General features: G+C 39.8%; 11 protein-coding genes and 1 pseudogene. 3 read left to right on the forward strand and 9 right to left on the reverse strand.

What is annotated here, in order from left to right; translation table 11 throughout:
- Positions 1–97 precede the first annotated feature (97 nt).
- The 4 genes from B9Y87_RS06755 to rhaM form a co-directional block, all read right to left on the reverse strand.
- Positions 98–778: an FAD-binding oxidoreductase gene (locus tag B9Y87_RS06755; protein WP_085497401.1), complete on the reverse strand. Its 681-nt coding sequence runs from the start codon at positions 776–778 to the stop codon at positions 98–100.
- A gap of 93 nt (positions 779–871) precedes the next feature.
- Positions 872–1,888 (reverse strand): L-glyceraldehyde 3-phosphate reductase, encoded by a 1,017-nt coding sequence (gene mgrA, locus B9Y87_RS06760; protein ID WP_085497402.1) that lies wholly within the window; start codon positions 1,886–1,888, stop codon positions 872–874.
- A 263-nt stretch (positions 1,889–2,151) separates the two neighbouring features.
- On the reverse strand, positions 2,152–3,165 hold the full coding sequence (gene fbp / locus B9Y87_RS06765; protein ID WP_085497404.1) for a class 1 fructose-bisphosphatase: 1,014 nt from the start codon (positions 3,163–3,165) through the stop codon (positions 2,152–2,154).
- A gap of 222 nt (positions 3,166–3,387) precedes the next feature.
- Positions 3,388–3,702 carry an L-rhamnose mutarotase gene (gene rhaM / locus B9Y87_RS06770; protein WP_085497406.1) on the reverse strand — a complete coding sequence of 105 codons (315 nt, stop codon included), beginning with the start codon at positions 3,700–3,702 and terminating at the stop codon, positions 3,388–3,390.
- Positions 3,703–4,216: 514 nt separating this feature from the next.
- On the opposite strand from rhaM, the pseudogene B9Y87_RS06775 reads away from it, so the two are divergent.
- A pseudogene (locus tag B9Y87_RS06775) lies at positions 4,217–4,840 on the forward strand (sulfatase-like hydrolase/transferase); the annotation flags it as partial.
- 81 nt (positions 4,841–4,921) lie between these two features.
- Here the strand turns inward: B9Y87_RS06775 and B9Y87_RS06780 are convergent.
- From B9Y87_RS06780 to B9Y87_RS06800, 5 genes are all read right to left on the reverse strand, one after another.
- Complete coding sequence (locus B9Y87_RS06780; RefSeq protein ID WP_085497410.1) at positions 4,922–5,821, reverse strand: dihydrodipicolinate synthase family protein; 900 nt, start codon at positions 5,819–5,821, stop codon at positions 4,922–4,924.
- Between the two features lie 350 nt (positions 5,822–6,171).
- Entirely contained in the window at positions 6,172–7,572 is a 1,401-nt protein-coding gene (locus tag B9Y87_RS06785; protein ID WP_085497412.1) for an aminopeptidase P family protein, read from the reverse strand.
- A gap of 84 nt (positions 7,573–7,656) precedes the next feature.
- Positions 7,657–9,894, reverse strand: coding sequence for a S9 family peptidase (locus tag B9Y87_RS06790; RefSeq protein ID WP_085497414.1), 2,238 nt, complete (start codon positions 9,892–9,894; stop codon positions 7,657–7,659).
- Positions 9,895–10,126: 232 nt separating this feature from the next.
- Positions 10,127–10,993, reverse strand: a complete 867-nt coding sequence (locus B9Y87_RS06795; protein ID WP_085497416.1) for an AraC family transcriptional regulator — start codon at positions 10,991–10,993, stop codon at positions 10,127–10,129.
- A 39-nt stretch (positions 10,994–11,032) separates the two neighbouring features.
- Entirely contained in the window at positions 11,033–11,914 is an 882-nt protein-coding gene (locus tag B9Y87_RS06800) for an AraC family transcriptional regulator (protein WP_085497418.1), read from the reverse strand.
- Between the two features lie 219 nt (positions 11,915–12,133).
- Here B9Y87_RS06800 and B9Y87_RS06805 point away from each other — a divergent pair, with 219 nt between their 5' ends.
- Entirely contained in the window at positions 12,134–13,720 is a 1,587-nt protein-coding gene (locus B9Y87_RS06805) for an L-serine ammonia-lyase, iron-sulfur-dependent, subunit alpha (RefSeq protein ID WP_085497420.1), read from the forward strand.
- A gap of 524 nt (positions 13,721–14,244) precedes the next feature.
- The gene (locus B9Y87_RS06810; protein WP_085497422.1) at positions 14,245–17,598 is read left to right on the forward strand and encodes a SusC/RagA family TonB-linked outer membrane protein; all 3,354 of its coding nucleotides are present in this window, start codon (positions 14,245–14,247) and stop codon (positions 17,596–17,598) included.
- The last annotated feature ends 13 nt before the right edge of the window (positions 17,599–17,611 follow it).

Here is a 17,611-nt window from a genome sequence, read left to right on the forward strand (position 1 = left end):
CGAAACACAAGTATCGCTTTACCATTGGGAAGGAAGTGGTCCGTTAATCCAAACACTTGTGGTGTGTTCAGAACCATTTTCAATGGCTATTGATTATCTAACTTTCAATAATGACCGTTTCTGCCGACACGCCAAGACTTAATAAGAGTTCGGTTATGTTAGTTACAAACTTTTTTGGCCCGCATAAATAGAAGTTCTGGCCAAAGTCGGCTATATTTTCGATAAGAAATTTTCGATCTATCCTATTTCCCCTAAATCCCACCACATTCTCGCGGGTAAATATTTTTATAAAATTACCATTGAGCATCTTTTGCAATTCGTCTTCCACAATAACGTCTTCCGATGTTTTATTGGAATAGATCAATTTGTTGCCATGTAGATTTTTATGCGTGTACAGATGTCTAAAAATAGATATGAACGGGGTAATACCCGCTCCTCCAGCTAAAAAAACGCCCGGTCCCTTATACTGAATGGCTCCAAAAGCCTCATGAAGAATAAGCTCGGACCCGGCGTGGGTTCGTCCCAACATATTGGTCACCCCGTCATGATCATTATATATCTTGATCATAAACTCCAGGAATCCATGCTCCCTTATGGAGGTAAAAGTAAAGGGCCTTAACTGGTCCTTCCACTCCGGCATGTTAATGGCTACCTCAGTGGCCTGCCCCGGTATAAAATCATAACCCGCAGGCCTTTCCACTACAAAACGTTTCACATCATGGGTAATATAATGTGTCTCCAATATCTTAACAATATATTGCTTATTTGCTTTCGGCATAATGGTACTTAATTATGAAATATCAAGGTAATAAATTATTCGTTGTTCAAACTAATCCAATTTACAAAGGGCCTATAAATTAAGAATTGTTCACTACCCTAAAATACTTTCTATCTCCTTTAGTTCCGACTCACTAAATTTTAAATTCTTGAGTGCCTCCAAATTATCCAGTAATTGTTCCTTACGGCTCACCCCAACCAGTACCGTAGTAATCCGTTGATCCTTAAGCAGCCAGGCAATGGCCATTTGGGCCAAACTTTGGCCACGATTTTCCGCCAGCTTATTCAATCTACCCACCTTGTCCAAAACTTCTGGAGTAATTTGGTCTTCCTTCAAGTAACGGCCATCCTTGCTTGCCCTACTGTCTTCTGGAATACCTTTTAAATATTTTTTGGTCAATACGCCCTGTGCCAATGGGGAGAAAGCAATGGATCCTATCCCCTCTTCTTTCAACACATCCAACAATCCATCCTCTACCCAACGATCGAACATATTGTATCTAGGTTGATGGATCAATAAGGGCGTACCCAAATCCTTCATAATCTTTGAAGCCTTTGCAGTAAGCGCTGCCGGATATTGGGAAATACCCGCATATAGAGCCTTGCCACTTTGCACCAAATGATGCAAAGCTCCCATGGTTTCTTCGAGCGGAGTTTCCGGATCGGGTCTGTGATGGTAAAATATATCTACGTAATCCAGCCCCATCCTCTTAAGGCTTTGATTTGCCGAGGCAATCAAATACTTGCGGGAACCATAATTTCCATAAGGTCCAGGCCACATATCCCACCCTGCCTTGCTTGAAATAATAAGTTCATCACGATATGGGAGAAAATCCTTTTTAAAAATACGTCCGAAATTTTCTTCCGCTGCTCCATAAGGAGGTCCATAATTATTGGCAAGGTCAAAATGGGTAATCCCATTATCGAAAGCGGCTCGCAAGAGATGGCGTCCCATCTCAAGGTTATCCGTATGACCAAAATTATGCCAAAGTCCCAATGAAATTAATGGTAATAGAATACCACTGTTGCCACAGCGACGGAATTGCATGGTATCATATCGTTTATCATTGGCCTGATAATGGCCGGGGTCGAAAGAGTCGTTTATTTTCATTTTTACTATTATTATCTAATTAATTTGAACAAACCCCTAAGTTAGCAAAACTTTTAAGTTAAGGAAAAGCTTATGAAACATATGCGCATTAAGCCAGGCTAAGGTATTTTTTTGAGTAGAAAAAAAATTAAAGCTAAAACAAGGCCAAACATGGTATGGTCCCCATAACTTTATATAGGTAGGATCACCAAATACCATTCTTGGCTTACACATTTTGGGTAGGCCAAAAGCAAAATAATCCTAAAATATCATTGATTCACCCCTTAGTCCCCATTCAAAATAAACTCCTCCAATTTCTCGACCATTTTCACGCTTCCGCAAAAAATGGCTTCACGTTGGTGCAATTCTGTAGGTTCAATATCCAGAATTCTTTTAGTCCCTGTGGTAGCCTTCCCCTTGGCCTGCTCCGTTAGAAAAGCTATGGGGTTACATTCATATGTCAACCGTAATTTTCCATTTTGCTTGGGTCCAATCCTCGGATACATATAGATTCCGCCCTTAATTAAATTTCTATGAAAATCTGCAACCATTGCACCTATATACCTTGAAGTGTAAGGCCTATCCCCTTCCTCCTTTTGGCAATATTTTATATAAGCTTTTATCCCTTTTGAAAAATGAACATAGTTGCCCTCGTTAACGGAGTAGATCCTACCAGTTTCCGGGAATTTCATATTGGGATGGGAATGATAAAAGGTGCCCAGAGCGGGGTTTAAAGTAAACCCATTTACCCCATTACCAGTTGTAAAAACCAACATGGTAGAAGTACCATACATGATATAACCTGCAGCTACTTGGTTTTTTCCAGGTTGCAAAAAGTCCCTTAGCTCTACGGGAGAGCCCAATGGTGATATCCTTCTGTAAATAGAAAATATGGTACCTACGGAAGCGTTTACATCAATATTGGAAGAACCGTCCAAGGGGTCGATGAGTACAACGTACTTATTGTTATTATTACCGTCAATACTGTTCACAGCAATAAAATCTTCCTCCTCTTCAGAGGCAATACCACATACTATGCCTCTTTGTATAAGGGTCTGAATAAATTTTTCATTGGCATAGACATCCAGCTTTTGCTGGTCTTCCCCCTGTACATTGGTATTTCCGGCGTCACCTAAGATATCCACCAGACCCGCCTTGTTTACTTCATGGTTTGTAATTTTTGCCGCAAGCCTTATGGCATTTATTAGTTTTGACAATTCTCCTGTGGAATATGGAAAGGAGGATTGATTGTCAAATATAAACTCGCCCAATGTTCTTTTTTGATTTGTGCTGGTCATAGGATAGTATTTATAGATCTCGAATATATTAATTTAATGGAGTTGCGGGGAACATTCCTTTTTCTCACCGACTAGGAAGTCTTAATTTTCAATATTGGTTATGATCCTTATACTCCCACTACGGTTCAACAACATTTTAAGTTAATTCTTGTTGTACCTTAAGGTAGTAACTTTTTTAACCCCATCAAATTATTCCTTGCTTGATCGATCATTTATTAAACTTCACCCCAAGTGAAAGACCTCTTTCAACCCTTTAGAAACCGGACTGTTATCGGCATTGGTTTCCATAAGATCTGCCATATGTTCCCACCAATCCTTACAAATTTGGGTATCGGCAATGGCATTCCATTTTTCTTCCGATTCCAATTCTGCATATCCAAACAAAATATGGGTTTCGCTATCAAAAAAAATGCTATAATTATGAACCCCATGTACTTTTAACACCGCTTCCAATTCCTTCCATATTGGATTGTGTCTTTGGGTATACTCTTCTATACGGCCAGGATAGACCTTCATTTTAAATGCTTTTCTTATCATTTTTATTATATTTTTAAGTATAAGTGCTTTCCAATGAGAACCAAAAACAGGAACCACAGCTATCAAAATTAGGCCTTCAAGGAAATATATGTATCCTGCACAGTACTGCCTTGGCTTTAGATACCCGCTTTATCATCTCTAAAAATGTTTACACAGCCCAGTACAGAATGTAAACCAATACAAAAAATTTAAACTTGTCATGCATTTTTACAACATGCCCTAAATCTGTATAGTATACAATGCTCGGATGCCATGTTGGGAAAAACATTTACCATTAAATACAAGAATAACTTCAAGACAAAAATAAGCGTTTTAGAAAAGTGGAATTGAAAGAATAGCATCGTAAATTGTCTTGGGTTTAGGCATAATAACCTGAATGTCTTTAAATCAAGTTATTTAATCATGAAAAAAAAACAACTATGTAATTATAATACTTGGTATTATCCTAACAACCTCATTTGGATATAAAAAGTCAAAAATGGAACCTAAATAACAGGACAAGCCCAACGTTCTTTTTATTGCCATAGACGACCTAAACGATTGGGTAGAGGTTTTAGGTGGGCATCCACAGGCCAAAACGCCCCATTTGGATGGGCTGACGCCACGTGGCGTTCTCTTTAGCAATGCTCAATGTCAGGCTCCGGTTTGTAATCATAGCAGGGCCAGTATTATGACCTCCCTTTACCCAAGTACCACTGGCATTTACTTTTTAAATCCAGATATAATAGAATCTCCTGTGGCAAGCAAAAACATAGTAATGCCCAAACGGTTTCAACAGGAAGGCTATAATGTCTTTGCTGCAGTAAAGATCTTCCATAACGGGAAAGGAATCAATGAAACCCATATTCCAAATTATGCAGGGCAATTTGGAAGCTTTGGCCCCATGCCCGATGAGAAGATAAGCACATATCCCGGACATCCATTATGGGATTGGGGCGTTTACCCGGAACGTGATGATCAGATGCCCGATTATCAAATTGCCAGCTGGGCAGTCCAAAAACTAGCCAAAAACAAGACCACAAGAAAAGGCACGATATTTTGGGAACTGGCTCTACGGGTCACGAATCTTATGAGGTCACCGCAAAAAGGACAATTAAGCAGGATGCCATTCAACTTTTACCAAACCTTGGAAAAGTAAAAAAGGCTTCCAAGAGATTGAAAGCCTATTTGTTCTTGTTATACCAGGGTTACCGGCAACAAACCTTGCCTACCAAACTTTTTAGGCTGGCAAAATAGGCCTGTTCTTCATGGCGGTATCTATTATTTTTAAAACACGTTCCCTTTCTGCTCCTTGCAAGGGCAATCTTGGGGCTCTTACATTTTCGGTTCCAATACCGGTCGCCACTTCCGCCAATTTAATGTTTTGTACCAATTGCGGGCTTATATCCAACTCCAAAAGAGGCATGAACCAGCGATAGATTTCCATAGCTTCATCAACCTTAGCCGCTTTTACCAGATTATAAATGGCAACTGTTTCTGCGGGATAGGCACAAACCAATCCGGCTACCCATCCGTCTGCACCTGTTACCAAACTTTCCAAGGCAAGGGTATCCACACCGGTAAGAACTTTTAAGCGATGGCCAAAACGGTTCTTAATTCGGATTACATTGGTAATATCCCTGGTGGATTCCTTTACCGCCTGAATGTTATCACACTTAATCAACTCCTCGAACATATCCAGAGTTACTTCTATTTTGTAATCCACGGGATTGTTGTAAATCATTATCGGTAAGGAAGTACTCTGTGCAATCGCCGTAAAATAAGTAACGGTCTCAAAATCCGTTGCCTTATATCTCATTGGAGGCAATAGCATTAATCCATTGGCCCCGATAGATTCTGCATGTTTGGCCACGGCAATGGCATCTTCGGTTGTTTGCTCGGCGATATTGATAATTACCGGAATTTTTTGCTCTGTAATAGATAAAGTAGTCTTTATAAGAGTTTCCTTTTCTTCGGCTTTTAGAGTGCTGGCCTCCCCTAAGGTTCCACCTAGGATAATCCCATTAACGCCAGCCTCCATTTGAGCTTTTATATTTTTTTCAAACATCACAAGATCTAGCTGATCATCCTCAGTGAACTTGGTTGTTACTGCTGGCATTACGCCTTCCCATTTTATCATGATAAATATTGTTTTAAAAACAAAAATAGATGATAACACCAAAGTTACTATCGCAAAAATTAGCAGGTCATCATACTATTTTACATTCTTAATCATCGGGAAGATGCCATATTCCACATAGGGAAATAGCCGTTTATTCACTTTGCAACTTATTAAACCAGTGCCAATATTGTTTTTATAGACTTCTACTATTTTCCATAAAAAACACCTACCCAACTCAGGCTCCGATCTTCCTGTGGAGATGGAACCAAGGGAAAAAATAAAACCCCACCAGAAAGGCGGGGTTAACACTGTACTGAAATTTCACCAAACCCACTGGACTTGAAATACCGGGCTTTGAAATAAAATTTCTAAAGTCGGGTTTTGGAAATCCTAAAATCCTCTATTTCCATAGAAGTAGTAGGGAGCTTGGGTCCCAACAAACGGCTACCATTTTGCGTTATTAGGAAATCGTCCTCGACGCGGATTCCGCCAAAGCTTTTGTATTCTTCCAATTTGTCATAATTGACAAATTCAAAGTATTTATTCTCGCTCTTTCTCAGCGCTATAAGTTCGGGAATAAAGTAAATTCCCGGTTCTACGGTTAAGACCATTCCTTCTTCCAGGGCCCTGCCCATACGAAGGGATTTAAACCCAAATTCCTTACTCTGATGTAGGTCATCGGTGTAACCAACATATTGCTCTCCCAAGTTCTCCATGTCATGGACATCCAGCCCCATCATATGCCCCAATCCACATTGAAAAAACAAGGTATGTGCGCCTGCCTCAACGGCCATATCCGCATCGCCCTTCATTAACCCTAAATCAATTAGGCCCAGTACGATTTCTTTACATGCGGCAAGATGCACATCCCTAAATAACTGTTTGGGCTTGAGCATGCCAGCAGCAGTTTTATAAGAACTATAGACTATATCATAAATTTCTTTCTGTTTAACACTAAAGGTTTTGTTTACAGGAAAGGTACGAGTAAGGTCCCCGGCATATCCTGAGAAGTTTTCCGCACCACAGTCGCATAGGACCATATCTCCCTCTTTTAAGAGATTCCCCCTAAAATGATTATGAAGTATTTGACCGTTAATCGTTACTATGGAAGGAAATGAAGTGTTATTTCCGTTGGCCATAGCTATATTTTGAACCGCACCGAACAAATCCGCCTCGGTCATACCCGCTTCAGCGATCTCCATGGCCTTATACTGCATTTCCACAGTGGTGTTCACGGCTTTTTCAATCTCCAAGATCTCCGCGTTGGACTTTATAGACCTTAGTTTTACTACGGCCTTTATCAAATCGGTAGATACTTTTTTTGAAACCTCCTTAGCCGATAAATTCAACAACTGGGACAATTTCAAAATATGTTCCGGACGATATGGCGGTAAATAGTGGACCTTCCTCCCATTGGATTTGGCTTCACCAATATAACCATCAAGACTACCAATTGGATATATACTAGCTACCCCTACCTTATGGGCCTGCTCTTCCAAGGATTCAATAGGTCCGGTAAAAACTATATCATCTATGGTTAAATTATTCCCAAAAATAATCTCCTTACCCCCATCCAAATCAATTACTGCATACAATCCAGGTACTTGAAGCCCAAAAAAATAAATAAAGGAACTATCCTGCCTATAGGGATAAGTGTTGTGCTCAAAGTTAATACCACTCTCCTCATTTCCAAGGAATAAGAGCAATCCATCACCCACCAATTTCCTTAATTTTTCCCTTCTTACAATATATTCCTCCTTTGCAAACATAGATTTGATGATTTATATCTAAAAGATTATCCTAATTGAAATTAACGTATTTATCCAGTTTTAATTTAAAATGAACCCCTGAGGTTATTTACCCCCGGCAGGTAGGTTCTTTTTCCAAAAACCTTCCATAGTTTGCCTAAGATGATAAGAAGTATTTTCCCTTTCATATATTGAATGCGCCCTCATTGGATAGGACATCATATTAAACATCTTATTATGTTCTATCAGTTTGTTGACCAACATCTCAAAACTCTGATAATGTACGTTATCGTCAGCGGTACCGTGAATAATCATTAAGTTCCCTTCTAAGTGCTGCGCGAAATTAATTGGAGATCCATCGTGATAGCCTTTGGCATTATCTTCCAACAGCCCCATATATCTTTCCTGATAAGTAGCATCATAAAGTCTTTGGTCTGACACGAAGGAAACTGCCAATCCCGAAGAATAGATCTCTGGATACCTAAACATACAATTCAGTGTCATTTGGCCACCGCCACTCCATCCCCAAATCCCTACTCTGGATGGATCCAAAAAATTATAGGTTTCCAATATTTTTTTAGCGGCCTTGCTCTGGTCCTCTGAAGCTAGAATACCTATTTGCCCATAAATGGATTTGCGCCATTTATTGCCTCTAGGTGTCTTGGTTCCGCGATTGTCCACACTCATTACAATGTAACCCTGTTGGGCCATATACTGATCCCAAAGACTGCCGCCACCCCAATTGTCCTGAACGGTAGCACCTGCTGGTTCACCATAAACATAGAACAATAACGGATATTTTTTGGTCGGATCAAAATCCTTTGGTTTAATCATCCAGGCATCCAAAACCTCATCACCGATATCTACCTTTACAAACTCTTTTGGATTCAATTTCAAGGCCTCATATTTGGCCTTTAACTCCTTATTATCCTCCAAAATTCTTCTTTGTTTGTGATTGGGAAGACTTATTAAGGAATATTTAGGAGGGGTAACCGCATTCTGGAATACCTGGATCCCCCATTTGGCATCATTGGATATTTGATAGGAGCTCTGGCCTGAATTGGAGCTCGGGGTTATTCTTTCGGCCTCCCCTTGTCCATCTATACGGCTCCTGTACAAATATCTTTGGGTGTAATCATCCGGGGAAGCAATATAATATACATAGCCACCCTTTGGATCTATGCAGTTGATCTCTACCACGTCAAAATTGCCTTTAGTGATAGGCTGTACCACACTGCCATCCCGAGATACCTTATAAAGGTGCAACCACCCATCCCTTTCACTGGACCAAGTAAAGTACTTTTCATTTTCCAACCATCTTACGTCGTCATGAATATCCAAAAAGGCATCATCTTTTTCCGTTAGGATATTAACAAGATCCATGGTCTGAATATTACCAATATAGACCTTATTGGTGTTTTGCCTTCGATTTAATTGCTGGATCATTACCTCATTGGAATTGGGTATAAAATCCATACGCGCCAAATAATTGTTCTTTGGATCACCTGGAACCTTGAACCATTTGGAAGTACCGTTTTCCAAAGATACCACCCCCACCTTTACTGTTGAAAGTTCCGTCCCTACCTTAGGGTAAGGCATAGGGATTGGTTTAGAGTAAATGGAATCCACATTGTTGATCATATAAAAGGTACCCACATCCTTGGTGTCCGATTGCCAATAGGCTATATGTTTACCATCCGGGCTCCACCTAAAGCCGTCCCTACAATTTAATTCCTCTTCATATACCCAATCGAATGTGCCATTTACTATATTATCCCCCCCATCCTTGGTAAGCTGATCTATTTTATGATCTTCCAGATTTTCTGAATATATATTCAATTCACTTACATAAGCAACTTTGGAAGCGTCCGGAGAAAATTTCGCAAACATTAAGGTCGACGAAGGTAATGAACGCCCTAACCTTGCCAATTTATTGGTCTTTAGATCCAACACCCAATAATCGCCACGTGTGTGATACCTCCATACCTTGCGCGTATTGGTAAAAAGGAGAATTTTGTTATTATCAAGAGACCATTGGTAATCCGAAATGGTAATAGGCACTTTCTTGTCCTGGGGTATTAATTGAGCTGCGGAAACCAAAACCGACCTAGCCCCACTTTTTGCATCATATTTAACAATATCCCTGCCCCCTATCTCTTTATTGGCCTCTAGGGTAGAGTATCCTTTGTTGTCCTTCATCCAGCGCACTGGACCAAACCCCTTTTGGCCGTAAATACTATTCCTGTATATATCATGTAACTGTAAAGTAGATCCAGTCTGTGCCAGACCATTCCCAATAAAAAACAAAAAGCACAGTATGCTTCCCAAAATCCCTTTTTTCATAATCCTTATTATTTTCTAAATACTATTCTCAGTAACCCGAACCAAAAATTACAGTTCCATAAAAATCTTACACGTTCGGGAACAACAATATTACAAAGTCCCATGGCAGCACATATTGCCCAAATTAGCAAATAGTGATACTATTTGAGCGGTGAATTTTATGAAATTATTGAACGGCCCTCTTATAAAAGGATCAAACAAAATATGAGGCTGCAGATTTTAACCAAGGCGTCTAATTATTATTGATATTTGACCTATATTCCATGGGGGACATCCCGGTGTATTTTTTAAATTGTTTATGAAAATTGGATAGGTTGTTAAAACCACTACCATATCCACAATCCGAAATACTATAATCGGCATCATGTAGCAGTTCACATGCGCTACCAATTCTCACCTCGGCCAAATATTGCGAAAACGTCTTCTTGGTCTTGGATTTAAAAAACCTACAGAAGCCCGTAGGGGACATATGGGCCAAATCCGCTATTTCAGAAAGCGTTATCAAATCCCTATAATTATCCTTCACAAAAGCACAAATCTTTGCAATTTTAGGATCATTTTCAACCCCAATTTTACTGGGCGCGGCCTTAGGAGATAATAACATTACATTATTATCCCTAGAAGCCACATTGAGCAATTTTAAAAACAATATAAACTTATTTAGACCGGAACTCGTAGTAAGTTCTTCAATATAATCCGTTAAATACCTTGCACTATCCCTGTTCACTTTAATTCCATAATGCGAAGATTCAATGAGCTTATTGATCCTATAGGCTTCAGGTACATTTCTGAAGGATTCCTTGATTTTATCTTGATCAAAAAACAATGAAATAGCCTTGGAGCCACTACGTGAATTCTCCATAGACTCATTATTAGTCTTTAAGGCATGAGGCAAATTCCTACCAAAAAAATAGACATCACCCTTTTCATAGGGAACAACTTTGTCCGAAACAAAAAGAAATCCACTTCCCTCCTGGATCATGGTAATTTGAAATTCCTTGTGAAAATGGATCTGCTGATAAAACTTGTTTACATTCCATTTTTCAACTACAGGCGTACCGCTTTCCGGTAACAAAACATTATAAGGATGTGCGTTCATATTATATGGATTATAAAAATTATCTGTAAAAATATTTGTCTAATTGAAATTGGATGAAACACGCAATTTATATTCCGTAGGGGTCATACCTTTAATAGATTTAAAATGTCGATGAAAACTGGAGATATTGGTAAATCCGGAATTAAAACAACTCTCCGTTGTATTATGGGTACCGGACCTAATAAATTCACAAGCTTTGGTTATCCGTAACTCAATTAGAAATTGTATATATGTTTTTTGTGTTCTGGACTTAAAAAACCTACTAAATGTGGGAGGCGTCATTTTAAAATGACCAGCCACATCGGCCAACGATATCCTTTTCTGAAAATGTGCTTCGGTAAAAGCAAATACCTCATTGATCTTATGAATATCCCCATCAATCAAATCCGCCCCTACTGCCTCACAGGCAGAAAGATAATTGCCTTGGGCGTCCTTGGAAATGCAATCCAAAATATCCAGCAATTCAAGTACTTTATCAAAATCGTCCACATTACGCAACCGTCCTATTTTAGAAAGAATTTCCTGGGAATTTCCTGCACTTAACTTATAACCTAAAGATGCATAATCCAGTAAATTCTTTATAGAGCTTGTTTCGGGATTCTGCTCAAACAGGGATTCAAAAACATTCCGATTAAAAAAAACACTGATCCTTCTAGCGCCGGTTACCAATTCGTCCCCTCCATTTCCACCCTCTGTTTTAAATCCATGAGGCAAATTACTGCCAAACAAATACACCTCCCCAGGCGTAAAATTAAAAGTGTTGGAACCTGCCAGAAGACAACCACTGCCTTGCATAATACAGGTGAGTTGACATTCCTCATGAAAATGGACCAAATCGTAATCATGATCGCCATCACATTCTTCAATGCGAATCGACATATTTTTCTGCATGGGCACCTTAAAAGCAACTACATTTGACATAAAATCACTTTCTAATATTAAATTAAAAAGTTAATTTACAAAAAAAGTCTTAACTTCAGCTATAATAATACATGAAAAAATATCAACGAATTGATAGATTTGAACAATAGATAAATAACTATGATCAAGTTTAACAAATTCTAGATTTCGGAATACTAAACTAAGAATATAAAAAAGCGCAAAACTACCATTTAGCTTAAGCTCTTATACATTACATTTATGAAAACATATCCTAGTATTTTTAATGACGTAATAGGCCCGGTAATGAGGGGTCCCTCCAGCTCCCATTGTGCAGCAGCACTGCGGATAGGACGAATTTGCCGAGATTTAATGAACAACAGTATTGAGGAAGTTTATATAGAATTTGACCCCAATGGCTCCCTGGCCACGACCCATTCCGGACAGGGTTCGGACATGGGGCTTTTTGGTGGACTATTGGGCTGGAATGCCGATGATGAGCGGCTAAAGGATTATGAAATGCACATTAAGAATGCGGGCATTAAAATAGATATAGACATTCACCCCATAGGTGCCAGCCATCCCAACACCTATAAAATTACCTTAAAAAACAAGAAAGAGACCCATCAAGTTATTGGCCTCTCTACAGGGGGTGGAATGATCGAAATAATAGAAATAGACCAAAGCCCGGTATCTTTGATGGGCGATTTTAACCTAACACTGATTTATAGTGATTCGGCTCCAGAACTTTTGGAATCAATTTCCAAAATGAACCTTGGAGAAGCATCGCTTCATTCTGGCACCATCAATTTTCTATTGGTCCAATCCAACGAAAAGGAACAAAGGCAACTCTTGGCGCATGTATCAGCAATGAAAATGCAATTAAAAATACGGACCTTAGATCCCGTACTCCCCATAAAATCAAGAAAAAACCTTACCGTTCCATTTATTACAGTGGAAGAGCTATTGGAATACAACAAGGACAAAAACCTAAATCTTTGGGAGCTGGCCGCCGACTATGAGAGCCAAAGGGGCAACATCTCCAAAAAAGAGGTTATGGACAAAATGGGACGTATTGTAGACATCATGGAAAACTCCATACACCTTGGCCTAAAAGGCACACATTACCAAGACCGTATTTTAGGAAGTCAATCCCTTATCTTCAAAAAAAATAAGGAAGAAAAAAAACTGGTACCCGGCGACGTTTTAAATAATTCCATAATGTTCACTTCGTCTATGATGGAAATAAAAAGTTCTATGGGGGTTATAGTGGCCGCTCCTACGGCAGGCTCCTGCGGAGCATTGCCCGGAACTATTATTGGCACCGCTACTACTTTAGGGTTTTCCAGGGACCAAAAGGTACAAGCCATGTTGGCCGCAGGATTGATCGGAGTATTCATTACGGCCCACGCCACCTTTTCAGCAGAGGTTGGAGGTTGTATGGGGGAATGCGGATCTGCCTCAGGTATGGCAGCCGCAGGGGTAGTTGTATTACAGAACGGAAGTCTTTCGCAGTCACTTGCGGCAGCCTCTATGGCACTACAAAGCTCATTAGGTTTAATATGCGATACCGTAGCCGACAGGGTGGAAGCGCCTTGTTTAAACAGAAACGTGATGGCCGCCTCAACAGCCATCTCCTGCGCAAACATGGCCCTATCCGATTATGACCAGGTAATTCCGCTTGATGAGGTAATAGAAACCATGAAAAGGGTCGGGGACGCAATACCCCACACCTTAAGATGTACAGGTCTTGGAGGGCTGGCCATAACAAAAACCGCAAAAAAAATAGAAGCCGCCCTTCAGAACAACAAAGTGGTCACTGGAGCAGTATCTTACAAGTCTTGTTAAATAAGTATACGCAAAGTCATTAGACGCTAATAAGGTTCCAACCATTTTTTCCTTTAAAATTATTTGTAAGGGGCTTAACTTTTGTACTATTCAAAGTTTTGCCCCTATAATTTTTACATAAAGCAAATATTGGAAGGTACCTTTTGCCATCCCTACAAATACATTGTTTATCAGGGTATTACTTCCAATAAAACCCTTCTTAACCTTTTGTTAATATAGTACATCAATACGCTAAGATACCGCCCTTTTTATTGGATTTAAAAAATTAATTTTATCCTATTATTAATAAAGGTTTAATAAGATTTTATTTTTACTTATACCAAACTGCAATTAGGAGCAATATAGCATTATAATATGTCTATTTATAAAGGTAATATGGTATTCCAACCCCAAGGATCCGTTGTACCATGCCTCCTAAACATTGGTCTAGGTATTAAACTATAAACTTGTTGAACCAAATAAAGCTGAAATGCAGCGATTCTAACCAACAACAGAACATTATCTAACATTAAACATTTCATGTAATGACAAAAAAAAACAAACTTAGGCAAGAACTGCCCCGGAAGTTTAAATTTGACATGGTGTTAAAGCCATCCTTAACACTTATATTAAGTGCCATGGTGACTTTACCAAGTGGTATTAATTATGCCTCTGAAACAATAGCGAACAATGCGTTAGAAAATTACAAGACCACGACTTTTTCCAGCGGCCTGACCAATCCACAACAACAAATCACCGGAGTGGTTTTGGACAGCAATGGACTTCCATTACCTGGAGCCAACATTTTGGAAAAAGGAACAGCCAATGGTACGCAAACAGATTTTGATGGGGCATTTTCCATTTCTGTATCCAATCCAAACGCCGTTTTGGTTGTTTCCTATTTAGGATTCGTCAGCAAGGAAATAAATGTTTCCGGACAATCCACTATATCAGTAGCCCTGGAGGAGGATGCCTCCCAATTGGAAGAAGTAGTTGTTACCGCACTAGGTATTACTAGGGAGAAAAAGGCTCTTGGATATGCAGTACAGGAGCTTTCCGGGGACGATATTAAAAACACCTCCGAGACCAATGTCATTAACGCTTTGGCCGGAAAGTCGGCCGGGGTTTTAATCAACAATTCCAATGGTAACGTTGGAGCTTCATCGAGAATTACCATTCGAGGAAACCAGTCGCTTACCGGCAACAATCAACCACTGTTTGTGGTAGATGGCATACCAATCGACAATACGATTGTATCTAGCACCCGAGGAGGTTACGACTTCACGGATATGGGTAATGGGGCAGCAGACATCAACCCCTCCGATATTGCCGAAATGACCATTCTTAAAGGTGGAAATGCCGCTGCACTTTACGGTTCCAGAGGAGCCAATGGCGTTGTATTGATCACCACTAAAACTGGAAAAGGAAAAGGCTTTTCTGTAGCAGTAGAGAATACCGTTACCCTTAGCAGCCCATTTTTACTTCCTGATTACCAGAATGAATACGGCCAAGGTGGTGGACAACAATTTTGGTATAAAGACGGTCTAAATGGAGGCAGCAATGACGGTGTAGATGAAAGTTTTGGTCCCCGTTTGGATTATACGGTCCAAGCCGAAGACATTGCTCCAGGCGGGAAATTATACTGGGCAGTAGAGGCCGGTTTTCCACAAACCCCTGGAGAAATTCTATCCCTACCTCAATTTAATTCCCCCATAGACCCCACAACCGGGGAACGTATACCAACCCCTTGGGTTTCTCACCCCAATAACATAAAGAACTTTTATGAAACCGGAATTACAAGAATTACCAACGTGGCTCTAACCAATGGTGGTGATTGGGGAAATATGCGCCTTTCCATAACCAATTCGGATCAAACAGGGATGGTACCAAATACCAACCAGGTTAAGAATACCATTAATTTTTCCGGTAATACCAATTTAACGGATAAGCTTTCATTTGAAGCCAAAGGTTCCTATATCAATTCCAATGGTAACTTGAACGGAGCAGGTTATACTTTTAACAACATCGGTATGCAGACCATATGGACAGCAAGGCAAGTGGATTGGGACTATATGAAAAACAACATAGAAAATCCCGATGGAACCCAAATTAGCTGGATCAACAGATGGCATAACAACCCTTATTGGATACAGTATAAAAACTTAAACCCACAGACCAAAAACAGACTTATTGGTTCAAGTTCCCTTAAATATCAATTTAATGACTGGTTAAGCCTATCTACGAGGGCGGGTATTGATTATTCCAATGAACAAGTGGAACTTATAAGAGCATATTATGGTAACAATGACCCAGAAGGACGATACGGTGTAAGTAATTACTTTAGACAGGAAATAAATGCAGATGTATTGCTTTCTGCCGTTAAGAACATCACAGATGACATATCATTGAACGCCAACTTGGGTGCCAATATCATGAACAACCAATATAGACTACAAACTTCATCCGTAGATAGATTGGTGGTACCCAATATATATTCCTTGTCCAATGCCAAGGAAACACCGACTACCACTTACTATCAAAGGGAAAAGGAAATCCAGAGTGCCTTCGCTTCCGTTTCATTAGGTTACAAGAGCCAGGTATATTTGGATTTGACCGGAAGGAATGATTGGTCCTCTACTTTACCCAGTAGCAATAGCTCCTACTTCTACCCCTCGGCCACCACGAGCTGGATATTTTCCGAAACCTTTAATACGGATAGGAACATTCTTAGCTTTGGTAAAGTAAGATTAAGTGTAGCTCAGGTCGGAAACGATACGGATCCATACAGATTAAATGCCACCTACAGCGCCGCAACACCATATGGAGAAAACCCTACCTTTAGCCTTAGCACTGCAATGCCCCCTGCCGATTTGGTAAATGAGCTAATTACCTCCAAAGAACTTGGATTGGATCTAAAATTCTTCAACAATAGATTGGGAATTGACGTAACCCTTTATAACTCGGTTGCAAAGAATCAAATTTTAAGCGCTCCTGTATCCCCTACTTCCGGATATAACACACAGGTTATCAATGCCGGTCAGGTAGACAACAAAGGAATTGAGGTAGTTTTGAACGGAACCCCAATACAGACCAAAAATTTCTCATGGGATTTAACCGCCAATTACGGCTCCAACACAAGTGAAATTGTTGCGTTAAATGGTGATATAAAACGCTTGGAACTGTTCAAAACGGAAGGTAATCAAATTAATGTAGTAGCAGATGTTGGTGGTTCTTATGGTGATATGTATGGAAAAGGATTTGTATACCATGAAAACGGAAAACCCATTGTGGATGCCAATGGTGTACCACTTACCAGTGAAATAAAAAAATTGGGAAATCTTATGCCCGATTGGATAGGTGGACTTAACAATTCCTTTACTTACAAAAACATCAATTTAAGTGTACTCATAGACGCTAAAATTGGAGGCGATGTATATTCAAGAACCAATCAAGATGGTTGGGCCACAGGAGCTTTGACCAGTACCGTAGGATTAAACCCTAATGGAGTAGACGTAAGGGACCCTCTATCAGATGGGGGCGGATATCTTTTTGATGGTGTATTTGAGGACGGTACCCCAAACAACGTGTACAAAGACTTGGATGGTTTTAGATGGAATTCCTTTGCTAGGGCGGAAAGATGGTTATATGACGCCTCTTATGTAAAACTAAGACAAATTACATTGTCTTATTCACTGCCCAGAACCTTGATCAGTAAGATTGGTCTTAAGGGTATGGATCTTTCTATATTTGGAAGAAACCTTGCGCTACTCTACAAAAAGAACGAAAATTTTGACCCAGAGGTAGCCAATAAAGATGCCAGTCTATCTTCCCAAGGGTCGGAATTTGCTTCTAATCCATCGGCAAGAAATATCGGATTCAGGGCAAAAATTACCTTCTAAAAATTAAATAAAC

This window comes from Arenibacter troitsensis, from assembly GCF_900177645.1.
Classification (GTDB): domain Bacteria; phylum Bacteroidota; class Bacteroidia; order Flavobacteriales; family Flavobacteriaceae; genus Arenibacter; species Arenibacter troitsensis.

Excerpts from the sequence above, each read along its gene's own strand:
- rhaM (WP_085497406.1), bottom strand. The coding sequence starts at position 3,702 with ATGATAAGAAAAGCATTTAAAATGAAGGTCTATCCTGGCCGTATAGAA.
- B9Y87_RS06810 (WP_085497422.1), top strand. The coding sequence starts at position 14,245 with ATGACAAAAAAAAACAAACTTAGGCAAGAACTGCCCCGGAAGTTTAAA.
- B9Y87_RS06780 (WP_085497410.1), bottom strand. The coding sequence starts at position 5,821 with ATGATAAAATGGGAAGGCGTAATGCCAGCAGTAACAACCAAGTTCACT.
- B9Y87_RS06790 (WP_085497414.1), bottom strand. The coding sequence starts at position 9,894 with ATGAAAAAAGGGATTTTGGGAAGCATACTGTGCTTTTTGTTTTTTATT.
- mgrA (WP_085497402.1), bottom strand. The coding sequence starts at position 1,888 with ATGAAAATAAACGACTCTTTCGACCCCGGCCATTATCAGGCCAATGAT.
- B9Y87_RS06805 (WP_085497420.1), top strand. The coding sequence starts at position 12,134 with ATGAAAACATATCCTAGTATTTTTAATGACGTAATAGGCCCGGTAATG.
- B9Y87_RS06800 (WP_085497418.1), bottom strand. The coding sequence starts at position 11,914 with ATGTCAAATGTAGTTGCTTTTAAGGTGCCCATGCAGAAAAATATGTCG.
- B9Y87_RS06755 (WP_085497401.1), bottom strand. The coding sequence starts at position 778 with ATGCCGAAAGCAAATAAGCAATATATTGTTAAGATATTGGAGACACAT.
- fbp (WP_085497404.1), bottom strand. The coding sequence starts at position 3,165 with ATGACCAGCACAAATCAAAAAAGAACATTGGGCGAGTTTATATTTGAC.
- B9Y87_RS06785 (WP_085497412.1), bottom strand. The coding sequence starts at position 7,572 with ATGTTTGCAAAGGAGGAATATATTGTAAGAAGGGAAAAATTAAGGAAA.
- B9Y87_RS06795 (WP_085497416.1), bottom strand. The coding sequence starts at position 10,993 with ATGAACGCACATCCTTATAATGTTTTGTTACCGGAAAGCGGTACGCCT.